11 protein-coding genes are annotated in these 14,389 nt (G+C 77.0%); 9 read left to right on the top strand and 2 right to left on the bottom strand.

Annotation, left to right across the window (positions count from 1 at the left end):
• The first annotated feature begins 173 nt into the window (after positions 1–173).
• The gene (locus IE305_RS19305) at positions 174–887 is read left to right on the top strand and encodes a sensor histidine kinase (protein ID WP_190130898.1); all 714 of its coding nucleotides are present in this window, start codon (positions 174–176) and stop codon (positions 885–887) included.
• Positions 871–1,539, top strand: a complete 669-nt coding sequence (locus IE305_RS19300; RefSeq protein WP_190130897.1) for a response regulator — start codon at positions 871–873, stop codon at positions 1,537–1,539. The genes IE305_RS19305 and IE305_RS19300 overlap by 17 nt, the downstream gene beginning before the upstream one ends.
• Before the next feature lie 2 nt (positions 1,540–1,541).
• Here the strand turns inward: IE305_RS19300 and IE305_RS19295 are convergent, their stop codons facing one another.
• Both IE305_RS19295 and IE305_RS19290 read right to left on the bottom strand, forming a co-directional pair.
• Entirely contained in the window at positions 1,542–2,933 is a 1,392-nt protein-coding gene (locus IE305_RS19295; RefSeq protein WP_190130896.1) for a TfuA-like protein, read from the bottom strand.
• Positions 2,930–4,108, bottom strand: coding sequence for a YcaO-like family protein (locus tag IE305_RS19290; RefSeq protein ID WP_190130895.1), 1,179 nt, complete (start codon positions 4,106–4,108; stop codon positions 2,930–2,932). The genes IE305_RS19295 and IE305_RS19290 overlap by 4 nt, the downstream gene beginning before the upstream one ends.
• Before the next feature lie 307 nt (positions 4,109–4,415).
• On the opposite strand from IE305_RS19290, the gene IE305_RS19285 reads away from it, so the two are divergent.
• The 7 genes from IE305_RS19285 to IE305_RS19255 all read left to right on the top strand — a co-directional run bounded on the left by IE305_RS19285 (position 4,416) and on the right by IE305_RS19255 (position 14,388).
• The gene (locus IE305_RS19285; RefSeq protein WP_190130894.1) at positions 4,416–4,568 is read left to right on the top strand and encodes a hypothetical protein; all 153 of its coding nucleotides are present in this window, start codon (positions 4,416–4,418) and stop codon (positions 4,566–4,568) included.
• Between the two features lie 95 nt (positions 4,569–4,663).
• Complete coding sequence (locus tag IE305_RS19280; protein WP_190130893.1) at positions 4,664–6,532, top strand: group-specific protein; 1,869 nt, start codon at positions 4,664–4,666, stop codon at positions 6,530–6,532.
• On the top strand, positions 6,519–8,387 hold the full coding sequence (locus tag IE305_RS19275) for a TOMM precursor leader peptide-binding protein (RefSeq protein WP_229891200.1): 1,869 nt from the start codon (positions 6,519–6,521) through the stop codon (positions 8,385–8,387). The genes IE305_RS19280 and IE305_RS19275 overlap by 14 nt, the downstream gene beginning before the upstream one ends.
• Positions 8,384–9,415, top strand: coding sequence for a hypothetical protein (locus tag IE305_RS19270; RefSeq protein ID WP_190130892.1), 1,032 nt, complete (start codon positions 8,384–8,386; stop codon positions 9,413–9,415). The genes IE305_RS19275 and IE305_RS19270 overlap by 4 nt, the downstream gene beginning before the upstream one ends.
• On the top strand, positions 9,412–11,994 hold the full coding sequence (locus tag IE305_RS19265) for a lantibiotic dehydratase (RefSeq protein ID WP_190130891.1): 2,583 nt from the start codon (positions 9,412–9,414) through the stop codon (positions 11,992–11,994). The genes IE305_RS19270 and IE305_RS19265 overlap by 4 nt, the downstream gene beginning before the upstream one ends.
• Positions 11,978–12,982, top strand: a complete 1,005-nt coding sequence (locus IE305_RS19260; RefSeq protein ID WP_190130890.1) for a lantibiotic dehydratase C-terminal domain-containing protein — start codon at positions 11,978–11,980, stop codon at positions 12,980–12,982. The genes IE305_RS19265 and IE305_RS19260 overlap by 17 nt, the downstream gene beginning before the upstream one ends.
• The gene (locus IE305_RS19255; RefSeq protein ID WP_190130889.1) at positions 12,979–14,388 is read left to right on the top strand and encodes a SagB family peptide dehydrogenase; all 1,410 of its coding nucleotides are present in this window, start codon (positions 12,979–12,981) and stop codon (positions 14,386–14,388) included. Before IE305_RS19260 ends, IE305_RS19255 begins: the two co-directional genes overlap by 4 nt.
• Position 14,389: the final 1 nt, after the last annotated feature.

The raw sequence follows: 14,389 nt of genomic DNA, 5'->3' as shown, positions 1-14,389 counted from the left end.
GCGCACACCGGCCCTCCGGCCGGGCCGCCCCCACAATGGCGTGATCTTGACGGTTCCCTGACGCTCCGTCGCGGACAGCGGGGTACTCTGCGCACGTCGAACAGGAGTTCAGGCCGGAAAGGCCGCAGGCGTACGGAGTGGCGGGGGTGCCGGGCATGGTGACGGAGTGCCCCGTGGACCGTTCCCCGGACGCCGCCATGGAGGCCGGGGCCCTGGCCGGCGAACGCCGGCGCGTCGCCCGCGACCTCCACGACGAGGTCGCCGCCGGCCTCGGCGCGGCCCTCACCTCCTTCGAGCTGTACGACATGTACCGCGACACCCGCCCCGAGCTGGCACAGCGCAAGCTCGCGGCGGCCCGGGACGCGGTCCGCGCCTCGCTGGAGAACCTGCGCGGCGTCATGGCCGGATTACGCACCCCCGTGGAGAGCACGGACACCACCGGCACGGCATCCCCCGTCCCCCTCGCTGCGGCCCTCGCCCACGACCCCGCCACCACGGACCGGGCCCCCGGCGCCGTACGCGTCCTGGTCACCGGCGACGAGTCCCTGATGCCGCCCCGCACCGCCCGGGAGGTCCTCCTCGTTCTCCGCGAGGCCCGGCGCAACGCCCTGCGCCACGCCCGTGCCGGCCGCATCACCGTCACCGTCGACGTGACCCCGGACGAGGTGCGCGCCACCGTCGAGGACGACGGCCACGGCTTCCAGGACCCGGAAGCCGCCGCGTCCGGCCGGCACGGCGGTCTCCTCGCCATGCGCGAGCGCGCCGCGCTCCTCGGCGGCAGCCTGACCGTGGACAGCCGCCCCGGGCACGGCACCCGCGTCCTGCTCCGCGTACCGCTCGCCCCTGCCGGCGGGCCCGACGGGAACGCCCGTGGCGAGCACGGCTAGGCCCATCAGGATCCTGCTCGCCGACGACCACACGCTGTTCCGCGAGGGCGTCGCCGAAATCCTCGCCGCGTCGCCCGGCCTGGAGGTCGCCGGCGAGGCCCACGACGGCAGGGACGCGTGCGACAAGGCCGCCGAGCTGCTCCCCGACGTGGTCCTCCTCGACGTCGAGATGCCGGGCCAGGGCGTCCGCGAGACGCTGGCGCAGCTGCGCGCCGTCGCACCGGGCTGCCGCGTCGTCGTGCTCACCATGCACGACGACGTGGCGCTCGCCCGGGAGTTGCTCGGCCTGGGCGCCGGGGCGTACCTGGTGAAGGGGTCGACGCGGCACGAGCTGATCGCCGCCATCCACAGCGTCCAGGTCGAGCGGGGCCCCGGCCACGTGATCCTGTCGGTGTCCCGGCAGGGGCTCGACCGCGTCGACCGGGCGCCCGGCGAAGGCCTGTCGGCCCGGGAGCGCGAGGTGCTCGCCCTGACCGCGGAGGCGTTGAGCAACGCCCAGATCGCCCGCCGCCTGTCCATCGCCGAGGGCACCGTGAAGCGCCATCTCCGCAGCATCTACGGGAAACTGGGCGCGGTGTCGCGCATGGACGCGGTGAACAAGGCGGTGGCCTCCTCCCTCATCCCGCCGCCCCTGCGGAGGGACGGGGCCTGACCTCAGCCGGCGGCCGTGCGGGGTGCGGCCCCGACGCGGTGCAGCAGGACGAAGCGCCGCGCGGCCTCCTCGGCCTCCTCCAGGGAGAAGAAGCCCCGGTCGTGGGCGGCGGCCGCGAGCCCGTCCGGGCCGGTGGCCGCCCAGGCCTCCGCGAGGTGGCGCCGCACCAGGGCGCCGGGCAGATCACGCGGGGTGCGCCGGCTGCCGGTGCGGGCCATCTGCGCGTTGAACCGGTCGGCGGCGGCCACCGCGTCGGCGCTGAGCGCCCACGCCCGGTCCTCGTCCCGCAGCTCGGCGGGCACGTCGTTGAACGGTGCGGCCCCTGGCCCGACGCGGAACGACCGCACGAGGAGGGTGAGCAGCCGGCTCCGGGCATCGCCGGAGGCCCGTTCCTCCGTCGTCAGCCAGGAGGCCCAGGCGTGGGCCGGCAGGCGGCCGGCGGTGATGCCGCGTCCCTCGGCCGCCTTGAGGGCGGCGTCGGCCAGTGCCGTGCCGTCCATCGATGCGGCGTCGGCGTTCCCCGCCCCGCCCCCGGCGATGCGGCGCAGTGCGAACCGCCGGTAGCGCTCGGGGAAGTCTGCGGCGTACAACTGCTGGAAGCGCAGTTGATCGAGTTCGCCCACGTCAGCGGCCTGCCCGTCGGGTCCGGTGGCCGGCCGGTGCAGGGCGCGCCACCGTTCGAGGTACATCGTCCGGGGCACCAGCGAGGCCGGGATGGCGGCCGGGACCGGGCCGCCGGCGCGCGGCTCGCGCGCGTGGGCCAGGGCCAGCAGGGCGTCCCTGCGCTTGAGGTCGGACAGGTCGGGCCGGCGTTCGGCGAAGGCCCGCAGGGCGACGGCGGCATCGGCCGCCTCCGGGTGCGTCCGGCGCGCGGTGTGCGCGAGCGCGCCCCAGGACCGCTGGGTGTAGTGCAGGGAACGCGCCACCTCCAGCAGCACCTCGCCGTCGCCGGCGGTCAGCGCGTCCTCGGCGACGGCGTTGGCGATCGTCCAGCGGATGTTGACCAGCGGCACCGTCAGCGCGCGGTGGTCGCCGGACGGGAGGTGGCCGACCGCGACCTCGTCGTCGGCGTCCAGGTCGCCCCGCGCGTACATGCCGAAGACCAGGCCGACGCCCTCCATGCCGCACTGCCACAGCTCGGCGGCGCGCAGCGCGCCCATGCTGGAGGCGCCGATCACCCGTGCGCCGCGGCGCAGGGCGTCGGTGATCTCCTTGTGCCGCACGGGCGCGGTCTGGTGGAACACCCCGTCGATGACGACGACGGTGTCGCCGGGGCCCGGCTGGAGGGCGAGCAGGTCGCCGTGGCGTATCGGCGGGTGCACGACCGCGCCGGGGACCGCCTGCCGGGCCTCGTCCGGGGACAGCGTGGGGCCGAGGAACACATGGATCGTCACGGGGCCTCCTTCAGGAGCGGCGAGGGGGCGGACAGGGGCCGGGTGATCTCGTGCCGGCCGTCGAACTCCAGCCCGGCGGCGACCACCTTGACGACGCTGAAGTCCTCCTCGGTGCTGAGGTCGACCACCACGGGCGGCCGCCCCGTCACCTCCAGCACCCGCTCGGCCAGCCACCGCGTCTCCTCGGTGTCCTCGGCGAACTCGGGCCCGGCCGCGGAGACGTCCTTCCACGGCACGATCTCGCCGACGGTGACGGGAGGTTCGCCGGGCACGGACGGTTCGTGCGGGAACAGCGCGTCGGCGAGGTCGTCGCGGCTGCCGGCGATGGCGGTGAGGCGGCTCTGCGCCGACTCCGTGACGGCCCGGCTGAGAGCCACCGCCGCCGAACTGTGCACGCCCGAGCCGACGGCGAGCGCGGGGAAGTCCTCCGACCACACGTAGGTGACGAAGCAGGGCAGCCCCCAGCGGTTGGGCACGTCCACGATCTCCACCCACGCCCCGGCACCGGCCATCCGCTCCAGGACGCCGGCGCACATCGGGTCGTCGACGCTCGCCGGGTCGACGTGCCGCCGCGCGGTGACGGGCACCGAGCCGATCGCCGCCGTGCAGTCGCGCTCGACGACCTCGTACAGGGCGTGCGTGACGGCCTCGTCGTAACTGTTGCCGCTGGCGAGCCCGTTGGTCGAGCCGTGCAGCAGCGGCGGCTCCCACGCGTCGGACACCTGGTAGTCCATGGCGACGTACGACCGGGGGACGAAGGTCCGCGCACCGGTCACGGCGTTCCTGCCGGTCAGCCAGTCCAGCGGGGTGTGCTCGCCGAGCAGGCTGCCGTGGTGCTGCTGGAGGTCCGTGACGTCGTAGGGCAGCTCCAGCTCGCGGGCGGGGACGCCCGTCAGCTCAGCGGCCGGGCAGGCGTACTCGGCGTGCCACAGCTCCACGCTCTCCATCACGGCGGAGATGCGGGCCAGCAGCAGCGACGTGCCCTTGCCCTGCGAGACGGTGAGCGTCTTCGCGGCCGGGCGGACCGCCATCACCACCGGTACGCCCAGCCGGTCCAGCCCCGTCACGTCGGCGACCCGGGTGACGCCGAACGCGCCCCGCCGGCCGTCGATGACGGCCCAGGTCTCCTCGGGGCGCCGCACCCGGTGCGTGCCGTCGAAATGAACCTTCCTCACCCGGCCCTCCTCGCTCTGTGGTCCGCCACCAGCATCGGACGCGGCACCACAACGCGACGGAAGACGACGGGAAGAGAGCCGTGAAGGCTGCCGAAAAAATACGGGAGGCGAGGGCGAGAAGCATGTGAGCGGAATCGAAGAAGCAGGGAAAAAGACGTGGTTGGCGCTGGCAGATGCGCAGGTCGGAGGGGGTGTCGAGCGGAGTGCGCGGGGCGGCGGGCGAGTGTGCGGCGCGGGTGGCTGCCCCCGCGCGTCCCGGGTTATCAATTGCGCTGTTCATCGTTGATCGAACGAAAGGAGCGGTCCAATGGAGAACGCAGCGAACGCAGCCCTCCTCGACCTCGAGCAGCTCGGCGACGAGATGTTCGAGGTCGTGCAGGACGACGCTGTCGAGAACGACAACGCGGCCTGGGCGTACGCCTGCTGCCGCAGCGCCAGCAGCTCCTGCGCGCTGTCGTAATACCGGGCCGGGCCCCGGCGGCGCGTCACCTGCGCCGCCGGGGCCCGGCCTCGTCACCGTCCGAACCGCTCGCCGACCTGGGGAGGAAGCCGGCCGTGGGCCGCCGACTGACACTGGCACCGCAGGTGCGCCACGCGCCGACCGCCGACGGTGCCGCGGTCCTGGGCCCGTCGTCCGCCGTCGCCCTCCGCGGCGCCACCGTCCACGCGTGGCTGGAGCGGCTGCGGCCCCTGCTCGACGGCCGGCAGGACGTGGACGCCACGCTGGCAGCCCTCCCCGACGGCCACCGGACGGTCGCGCTGCGCCTGCTCGACACGCTCCAGGCGCACGGCTTCGTCCGCGAGGCCGCCGAACCGCTGTCGCACGGCCTGACCGACGACGAACTGCGCGCCCACGCCCCCGAGATCGCGTACGTCGGGAACTGGCTCGACTCCCCCGAGCACCACTTCGAGCGGTACCGCACCGCGCACGTCCTGCTGGCCGGCGACGGCCCCCTCGCCGACGCGGCCCGGCACGCCCTGCTCGCCTGCGGGCTGCGCCGGGTGCACGTCGTGGGCCCGCGGGAGGCGGTGGGCCGGGCGGATGCCGCCGTGTACGCGGGCGACGGCGACGGGCCCGACGCCGTACGGGCGGTCGCCGCGGCCGAGGACGCGTGCCGGGCCACGGGGACGCCGCTGTTCCGCGCCCTCGCCCGGCACGACGGCTGCTGGCTGCTGCCGCACGACGGCGCCCTGCGCTGGGCCGACGTCCGGCACCGCCTGCGCCACCGCCCCGCGGCCGCGCAGCCCCCGGAGCCCATCCCGGCCGCCACAGCCCTGGTGGGCGGGCGCCTGGCGCTGGCGGTGTTCCGCCTGCTGACGGGCGTACCGGCCGAGGACGACGACACCGGTGTCCGGCGCATCGACTGGGGCACGCTCGCCACGCACCGGCACCGCGTGCCGGCGGCGCCCCCGGCGGTCACCGCGGATGCCGGCTTCGCCGTGCGCATGAAGGAGCTGCGGGAAGCCCCGGCCCTCTCCCCCGACGACCTGACCGGCCGCCTGACGGCCTGCGCCGACGGAATGACGGGCCCCTACGGGCCGCCCACCACGGCGTACGGCACACAGATACCTCTGACGGTGGCCCGCTGCGACCTGGCCGCCGGCGGCACGGTCACCGGCGCCGCCCTCGACCCACGGGCCGCCCACGACGAGGTACTGCGCCGGGCAGCGGCGGCCCACGCCCTGACGGCGGCGGCGGAGCTGACGGCGGCGGGCCGCGTCCTCACCGTCTCCGCCGAACGACTGTCCGACGGCCGGCCGGAACCCCTGCCCACCGCCCTGATCCTGCCCCCCGATGCCCCCGTCCCCGCCGCCCACGACCGGCCGACGACAGAGGGTCGCGGCCCGGCCCCCGCCCCCTCCGGTACCGCCTGTGCCGAGAGCTGGGACGCCGCCGTCGAGGCGGCGCTGCTCGACGCCGTGCGGCAACTGGCCCTGCGGCGCATGATGGCGGCGGACGCCGGGCCGTACCCCGTGCTCGATCCGGCCGTGCTGCCGCACCACAGCGAGGCGGCCCGGTACTGGCGACTGCTGGGCGCCCTCGGCCCCCTGCCGCCCGTCCTGGACGTCTCCGGGGGCCTCGGCGCGCCGGTCGTCGCGCTCCTCGCCGACGACGGAGCCGCCGTCGGCTGCGCCGCGCTGGCGGCCGGGGCGTTCGCCGAGGCGGCGCGCGCTCTGCTCGCCCGGCGGCAGGGCGCCTGCCCGTCCCCCGGCGTGGCGCCCGCCGTCCGGGCCGGCGCCCCCGCGCCGGCCCCGGTGCCCGCCGCACTGCCCGGCCTGGATCCGGCCGGCCGGTGCCGGCTCCTCGCCGACCGGCTGGCGGCGCGGGGCCGGACCGCGTACGCGGTGCCGCTGGACCACGACAGCGCGTTCGCGGCTCATGCCCCGTTCGTGGCCCGGGTGGTGCTCCTTGGCGCACACTGACGCCCTCGTGGCGGGTGACGGCGGCCTGCTGCACCACGCGATCGACGAGGCCCTCGGCGCCCGGCCCGCGGTGGCGGCCCTCGTGACGGTCACCGACGCCCGCGCCACCGACGACGACCACGACGACGGCCTGCGGCGGGCGACCGTACTCGGCGTGCCCTTCCTGCCGGTGTGGACCGAGGGCGACCGCGCGGTGGTCGGGCCGGTCGTACGGCCCGGCGTGCCCGGCTGCCACCGCTGCCTGGGCATGCGGCGCGCGCACGCCCCGGACCGGGCCGTCGCCCGGGCCGTGCTCGACCGCTCCCCCGAGCTGTACGCGCAGCCGTCACCCCTGCTCACCGCGGTCGCCGCCACCCTCACAGCCCGCCTCGTGGCCGAGCGCCTCACCGACCCGGACGCGCCCGCGGCCCGCTCCATGACGGTGATCGGCCTGCGCACCCTCGACGTGAGCACCCACGCCTTCCTCCCCGACCCGTGCTGCCCGCTGTGCGGCGGGCTCCCCGACGACGCGCCCACCGCCGTGCCCCGCACCCTCGTGCCCCGGCCCAAGGCGCGCCCCGGCCTGCGGCTGCGGCGGCCGGACACGGCGCTGCTCCACGCGCGCCTGGCCGACCCGGAGACCGGGCTGGTGCGCGGCGTGACGCACACGACGGCGGCCGTCCCGCTGGCCCGCGCGCCGCTCGCGCTGCCCGACGGCGGCGAGGCCGAGGCGGGCCTGGGCGCCGGCCCCGACCGGGACACGGCGACGGCCGCCGCGCTCCTCGAAGGGGCCGAACGCTACGCGAGCGTCCGGCCGCGGGCCCGCCGCACCGTCGTCCGGGCCGCGTACGCCGACATACGCGACGAGGCCGTCGACCCGCGCACCCTGGGCCTGCACCCTGACAGCCACTACGACGTGCCGGGTTTCCCGTTCCGCCGGTTCGCGGAGGACCGGGTGACGGAGTGGGTGTGGGCGTGGTCCCACGGGCGGGCGCGGCCGGTGCTGCTGCCCCGCGCCTACGCGTACTTCCTCTCCGCGGACGCGCGGGACCCGGGGGACCGGGGCTTCGTCTTCGAGGTCTCCAACGGCTGCGCGCTCGGCAGTTGCGCGGAGGAGGCGCAGCTGCACGGCCTGCTCGAAGTCGCCGAACGGGACGCCTTCTTCACCGCGTGGTACCGGCGCAGCCCGCTCGACGCCATCGACCCCGGCAGCGCGTGCGACCGGACCGTGCCGCTCCTCGTGGAGCGCCTGACGCAGCTGACCGGGCACCGCGTGCACCTCCTCGACGCCACCCTGGAACAGGAGATCCCGTGCGTGGTGGCGCTCGCCGTCGACGAGGACGAACGGCCCGGCACGCCGCGCGCCGCCCTCGCCGCGGGCGCCCACCCCGACCCCGAACAGGCGGCCGTGCGCGCGCTGATGGAGCTCGGCCCGCACCTGTCGCTGCTCGCCGCCCGCTACCCGGCCCGGCAGGAACGCGCCCGGCGGCTGGCCCTCGACCCCTCCGGCATCACCCACCCCGCCGACCACGCCCTCGCGGGCGCCGCGCCCGAGTTCTTCCCGCGGCTGGCGTTCCTCCTGGAGGGCCGGCCGCCCCGCGCCTTCCCGGAGGTGCACCGCGGCCGGCGGCTGCCCCGGCACCACGACGACCTGACGGACGACCTGCGCGACCTCGTCCGCCGCTACCTCGACACGGGCTTCGACGTGCTCGCCGTGGACCAGACGACCGCCGAGCTCGCGGCGCTGGACCTGACGGCGGTCAAGGTCGTCGTCCCCGGCACCGCCCCGGTGACGTACGGGCACCTGATGCGGCGCACCGAGGGCCTGCCCCGGCTCACCGGCGACCTGTCCACCGACCCGCACCCGTTCCCGTGACGCCGCCCGCTCCCCACCGCCCGGTTCCCCTGCCGCCGCTCCCGCCGCTGGGCGCGGCCGGTGACGCGCTGCGCGCCGCCCGGACGTGCGACAGCCCGACGGCGTCGCCCGCGCCCGGCCCGGTGACGCTGCAGCAGTTGTCCGCCGTCCTCGGCCACGCCTGCGGGCCGGGCCCCTTCGAGGCCCGCCCCGGTACGCCCCCGGGGCTCGCCCGCGCCCGCGCCCCACGGCCGCTGCTCACCGCAGGCGGCGACGCCCCCGTACCCCGCGGCACGTACGCCTACGACCCGGTCGCCCACGCTCTCGTACCCCGCACCGGCGCCCTCCCGGACAGCGGGGCCGGACTCGTGCTGCACCTGCCGGACGACGACTCGGGTGAACGGGCCGCCCGGGTCGCCCTCGTGGCGGCGGCCTGCGGACTGTGCACACGGCAGTCGGGCGCTGCGCCCGGCTCGCTGCTTCTGCACGCGGGGCCGACCGCCCCGCTTCGGCCCGCTGCCGCGGGCGCCGGGCTCGACGCCGTCCTGGCCGACCTGCCCGCCGGACCCCCACTGCACCTGCGTACCGCTCCGGCCATCACCCGCCAGGAGCTGGGCAAGGTGCTGGCCGCGGCCGGCGTGCGGACGCCGTACCGGGTGACCGTACGGGACGTCGTGGGCCTGGAGGCCGGCCTGTACGCGCCGGTGGCGGACGACCTCGCCTGTCTGCGGCCCGGTGACACCGCCTCCCTGGCGTACGTCCTCACGCGCGGTGGCCCCGCCGCCGTCGCGGCCCTCGCCGACGCGCCCGTCACCGTGCACCTGCTGGGCGAACTGCCGCTGCGCGCGGCCGAGGCGCTGCGCCTGCGGGTCGCCGCGCAGGAGGCGGGGCTGACGGCCTGGTGCGACGACCGGCCGGCGCCCGCCGCTGCGGCACTGCTGCGGGTGGAGCCCGGCGGGGACGCGGTGGCCTGTCACGTCACCCTCGGCCACGCGGCACCCGAACCATGCCTCCGCGTTCCCGTCCTCGTCCCCGGAGCCCTGTCGTGAACACCGCTGCCGCCATGCCACCCGACCCGGTGATCCGCGTCGCCGGCGTCCCCCGGTCCGTGCTGGCCGCCCTCAACACCCCCGAGAGCCACGCCCTGGCCGAGACCGTCCTCGACGAGCAGGAGCGGCTCGACGCCGAGGGCCGGGCCGTCGCCGACGCCCTGCACCCCGTCATCGGGGCGCTGCCCGAGCGGGCGCTGCGCCCCCGCGTCATCGGCCTGCGCCGTGCCGCGCACCAGGGCCGTGCTCCCCGTACGGCCGAGTGGGACCCGGCCGTACGGGCCGCGCTGCCGGCCCCGCTCGCCGCCCGCGTCGAGGACTGGCTCGCGGCGCGCGCCCGCCAGGAGCAGCGCCGCGCGACGCTCGCCGACACCCTCGCGCGCGAGACCGGGGCCGTGCTCGGGGCGCTGCGCGGCCCCCTGTCGGGACCCTCCTTCCGGCAGGGCCTGCTGCACGGCAGCCGGGACCTCGACGACGTCCTGGAACGCTGGCTCGGCGCCCCCGACGGCCGCGCGCCGGGCACCAAGGCCCTGGTGAGCCTGGCGCGTTACCTGTCCCGTGCGGCCGTGAAGACCAGCCCGTACAGCACCTTCACCACCACCGGGCAGGCCAGGTGGCGCCCGTCCGGGCCCTGGCTGGACCTCGGGGACATGACGCGGCGACCCGTGCAGGCGGAGCTCAACCTGGCACGGCTGCGCCGCATCGCCGACGCCCTGCTGCGCACGCATCCGGAGCTCCGCGCGACCCTGCGCCTGCGCCTCAACCCCGCTCTCCACGCGTCCCCCGAGGCGCTGCGTCTGATCCCGCCCACCGCCGGTGCGACGGTCACCACCCTCCCGGCTCCGCCTCAGCTGGAGCGGCTGCTGGAGGCCGTGCGGCAGGTCGACGGGCTCACCGTCGCCGAGGCCGGCCCCGCGGTACGGCGCTTCGTGGCCGCCGGCATCCTCCAGGAGGACCTGCCGCTCGACGACGCGGCGCCCTGCCACCTGACGGCGCTGACCGCCTGGCTCGATGACGCGACGGAGGAACTGGCCCCCCTGCGCGCCGGACTGACCGACCTTTGCGCGGAACTGACCCGGCACCAGTCGGCCGTCACCCACGGCGAGCGCCGGCGCCGTGACCGTGCCGTGCGCGAGCGGCTGCGGTCCGTCGAGGAAGCGCTGGGCCTCCCCGCACCGCGCGAGAGCTACGAGCGCCGGCCGTTCCACGAGGACAGCGTGGCCGACGGCGACGCCGCCACGCTCGGCCACCCGCAGTGGCGTCCCCTGCTGACCGATCTCACCGCCGCGGGCCGCGCCCTGGCGGTCCTCGACCGCGACCTGCCCGCCCGGCACGCCGCCACGTCATGGCTGGCCGAACGCCACGGCCCCGCCGCGCAGGTGCCACTGCTGCGCGTCCTGCACGAGCTCCAGGAGGACCCCTCCCCCGCCGCGCAGCACGTACGCGACCTGCTCGGCCCCGGTTTCGGCACGGACGACGGGCTGCTGGCCGCGAGCCCCCTGCCGGCCCTGCGCCGGCTGGCCGACGAGCGCCGCCGCGTGACGGCCGCCCTGCACGCCGGTGAACTGCCCGCCGGCCTCGCCCTCTCCCGTCCTCCGCTGTCCCTCGCCCACTACGTCCAGCCGCTGGCCGGCCCGGACGGGCGGCCGTACGCCGTCCTCAACGCCGTCACCGCCGGGCACGGCCACTGGCAGGGCCGCCTCGACCGCATCCACGCGCGCGCCACCGGCCGCCCGGTGCCGCCAGGCCCCACCGCGCCCGTACGCGGGGCGGGGCATCGCGGGCCGCTTCCGGTCGACGTCGGCGGCCTGTACGCCTCCAACACCAACCTGCGCCGCCCCACCGTCCCCCACGTCTTCGACCACCCCTTCACCCGCGACACCCGCCCTGCCCACCAGCGCATCGCGCTGGGCGAGGTGACAGTGCACGTCGACCCGGCCACCGGCCTGCCCGCCCTGCACGCGCCGCGCCTCGGCGCCGGCCTCGTCCCCGTGCACCTCGGGCTGATGAGCCCGCAGCTGCTGCCGCCCCCGCTCGCCACCGTGCTGCGGCTCTTCGGCGACCCGCACGCCCTCTTCCGTACCGGGCACCCCCTCCAGCCGGGCCCCTTCACCGACGACGTGCCGGCCGACGGCGTCCGCCACCTGCCCCGCCTCCGGGCCGGCCACGTGGTCCTGCGCCGCCGCGGCTGGCTCACCCGGGCCGCGTCCGTACCCCTGCGGCGGCCCGGCGAGCAGGACCACGACCACCTGCTGCGGCTGCTCGCCTGGCGGCGGTCGGTGGGCCTTCCGCAGCGCTGCTTCGTGCGGACCCGCCCGGCCGGGGCGACGGCACCGGACCCGTTCGCGGACAAGGGATACAAACCCGCGTACGTCGACTTCGCCTCACCCCTGCTGACCGCCGCCTTCACCCGCACGCTCACCTCGCCCGGCACCGTCGTCCACATCGAGGAGGCGCTGCCCGACCCGGCCGCCGGCCACGGCCCCGGTACGGGCCCGTACACCAGCGAACTCGTCATCGAACTGCCCGCCGGACCTCCGTCCGGCCTCCCCGGAGAGCACCGTGCCGCCCACCCCTGACACCCACCCGCCGTCCGGCCACTGGACGGCCGTGCACCTCTTCCACCAGGGCGACCTCGACGTCCTGCTGCTGGACGCCGTCGTACCCGAGCTCGGCCGGCTCGCCCGGGCCGGGGCCGTCGGCGGCCACTTCTTCCTCCGCTACTGGGAGGGCGGCCCCCACCTGCGGGTCCGCATCCGGTCCGCCGAACCCCTCGGCGACACCGCCGGCCACCTCGTGGAGCGGTGGAACGACTGGCTGGCCCGCCACCCCTCGCCCCGCACGGTCGACGAGGCCGCCTACCACCGCTTCGCCACGGCGGCGGCGCAACAGGAGCACCTGCCGGCCCACGAGCCGTGGCGCGGCCTGCACGACACCGCGCAGATACGCCCGTACCGGCCGGAGCACGACCGCTACGGCACCGGCGCCTCCCTCGCCGCCGTCGAACAGCACTTCGTGGAGGCCAGCGACTGCGCCCGGGCCCTGCTCGCCCGCCACCCCTCCCCCGCCGAACGGTTGTCGGCCGCTTTCGCCGTCCTGCTGCTGACGTGGACCGTGACCGCCCCGGACGCCGGGCAGCGCCTGGCCGCGCTGCGGGCCGGGGCGGAGTCGTGGCGCCGCATGCTCGGCGCGACGTACGACACGGAGGGCTTCGACCGGGCCTACGAACGCGGCCGCCCCGGTCTGCTGCGCCGCGCGGCGGCGCTGCTGGCCGCGCCGGTCCCCGCAGCCCCGGGTGCGGGGCCGCTCGCCGCCTGGCAGCACAGCGTCGCACGGCTCCACACGACCCTGGCGGGCCTGGAGGCCACCGGCGCGTTCGCCCCCGACCTCGCCGCCCTGCGCGACGACCCCTCGCTGCTCGCCCTGCCCAGCCCCCGCGCGGCCCTCACCGCCAACCGCTGTGCCCACCTGATGTGCAACCGGCTCGGCCTGGACGCCACGCAGGAGGCCATGCTGCGCCACTTCGCGGCACAGGCCGCCGCCGACCTGGAGGAGGGCCGGTCGTGAGCCCGTTCCTCCTGTCCCTGGTGCCCGGCACGAGAGTGCAGCGCGACGACACCCAGGGGCTCGTGACCGTCCGTCACCGCTGGGGCAGCACACCGGCCGGGCCGGGCGGCCGGCCGCTGGCGGACGCGCTGACGGCCCTGGCACAGGGCCCGGTGGCCCCGGACGACCTCACCGGCCCGCTGGCGGAGACCGGAGTCGCCCTGCTCCTGCACTGCCTGGATCAGCTCGGCCATACGCTGTGCCATCACGCCACCGCTGCCGGCACGCGCCCGCTGGCCACCGCCGTACCGCTGGCGCCGGAGGCGACCCCGCGCCCCGGCCCCCTGCCGCCCGGCGCGGTGACGCTCGACCACGCCGCCCACCTGCGCCCACTGGACGGCACGCTCGTGGCCGAGTCGCCGCGCTCCCGGTTCCGGGTACGCCTCGACGACCCGCGGACGGCAGCGGTGTTCGCGCCCTTGGCGGGCCCCACGACGCGCCAACAACTCTTCGCCGCCGTACCGGACTTGACGGAGGAGGAAGTCACCGACCTCCTGACCCTCCTGCACGTCGCCGGCTTTCTGCACCCGGTGGACGGGGACGGTCCCGGCGCGGCCGCGCTCCCGGTGGGCTGGTCCTTCCACGAGCTGCTGGCCCACGACGGCAGCCGGGCCGGCCTCCGCGACCGCCTCTACGGTCCCGTCTTCCCCTTGCGCGGCACCGAGGCGCCGGCCCCACCCGTCGCGCCCGCCCGTCCGGGCCGCACGATCACCCTGCGCCGCCCCGACCTGGACGAGACACGGCGCGAGGACCGCACGTTCACCGACGTACTCGAGTCCCGCACATCGGCCCGCGCCTACGGGGAAAACCCGCTCACGGTCGACGAGCTGGCCACGTGGCTGTACCGCGCCGCCCGGGTCCGTACGGTGCTGGACGCGCGGCCCGAGGACGACCGGCCGTACGCGATCACCAGCCGTCCCTACCCCAGCGCCGGTTCGGCGTACGAGCTGGAGCTGTACCTGGCCGTGCACCGCTGCGCCGGGCTCGGCCGCGGCCTGTACCACTACGACGCGCTCACCCACGCCCTGACAGCGCTGCCGGGCGGTCCGGCGGAAGTGGACGCGCTGGTGCGTGAGGGGACGGCCGCGACCGGTGGGCCGCCGCCGGACGTGCACGTCACCGTGGCGTCGCGCATCAAGCGCCTGTCGTGGAAGTACGCGGCGCACGCCTACGCCCTCACCCTGAAGAACACCGGGGTGCTGCTCCAGACGCTGCACCTGGTGGCCACCGCCATGGGCCTGTCCGGCTGCATCCTGGGCGGCGGCGACGGGGAGACGCCCGCCCGGGCCTTCGGGCTGCGGCCCCACACCGAGATCCCCGTCGGCGCCTTCGTCCTGGGCAGCGCCGCCGGGCGGCCCCTACGGTAGG

The sequence above is a fragment of the Streptomyces mashuensis genome (assembly GCF_014654785.1).
Lineage (GTDB): Bacteria > Actinomycetota > Actinomycetes > Streptomycetales > Streptomycetaceae > Streptomyces > Streptomyces mashuensis.
This window is presented reverse-complemented; position numbering and strand designations above follow the sequence as displayed.

Excerpts from the sequence above, each read along its gene's own strand:
- IE305_RS19285 (WP_190130894.1), top strand. The coding sequence starts at position 4,416 with ATGGAGAACGCAGCGAACGCAGCCCTCCTCGACCTCGAGCAGCTCGGC.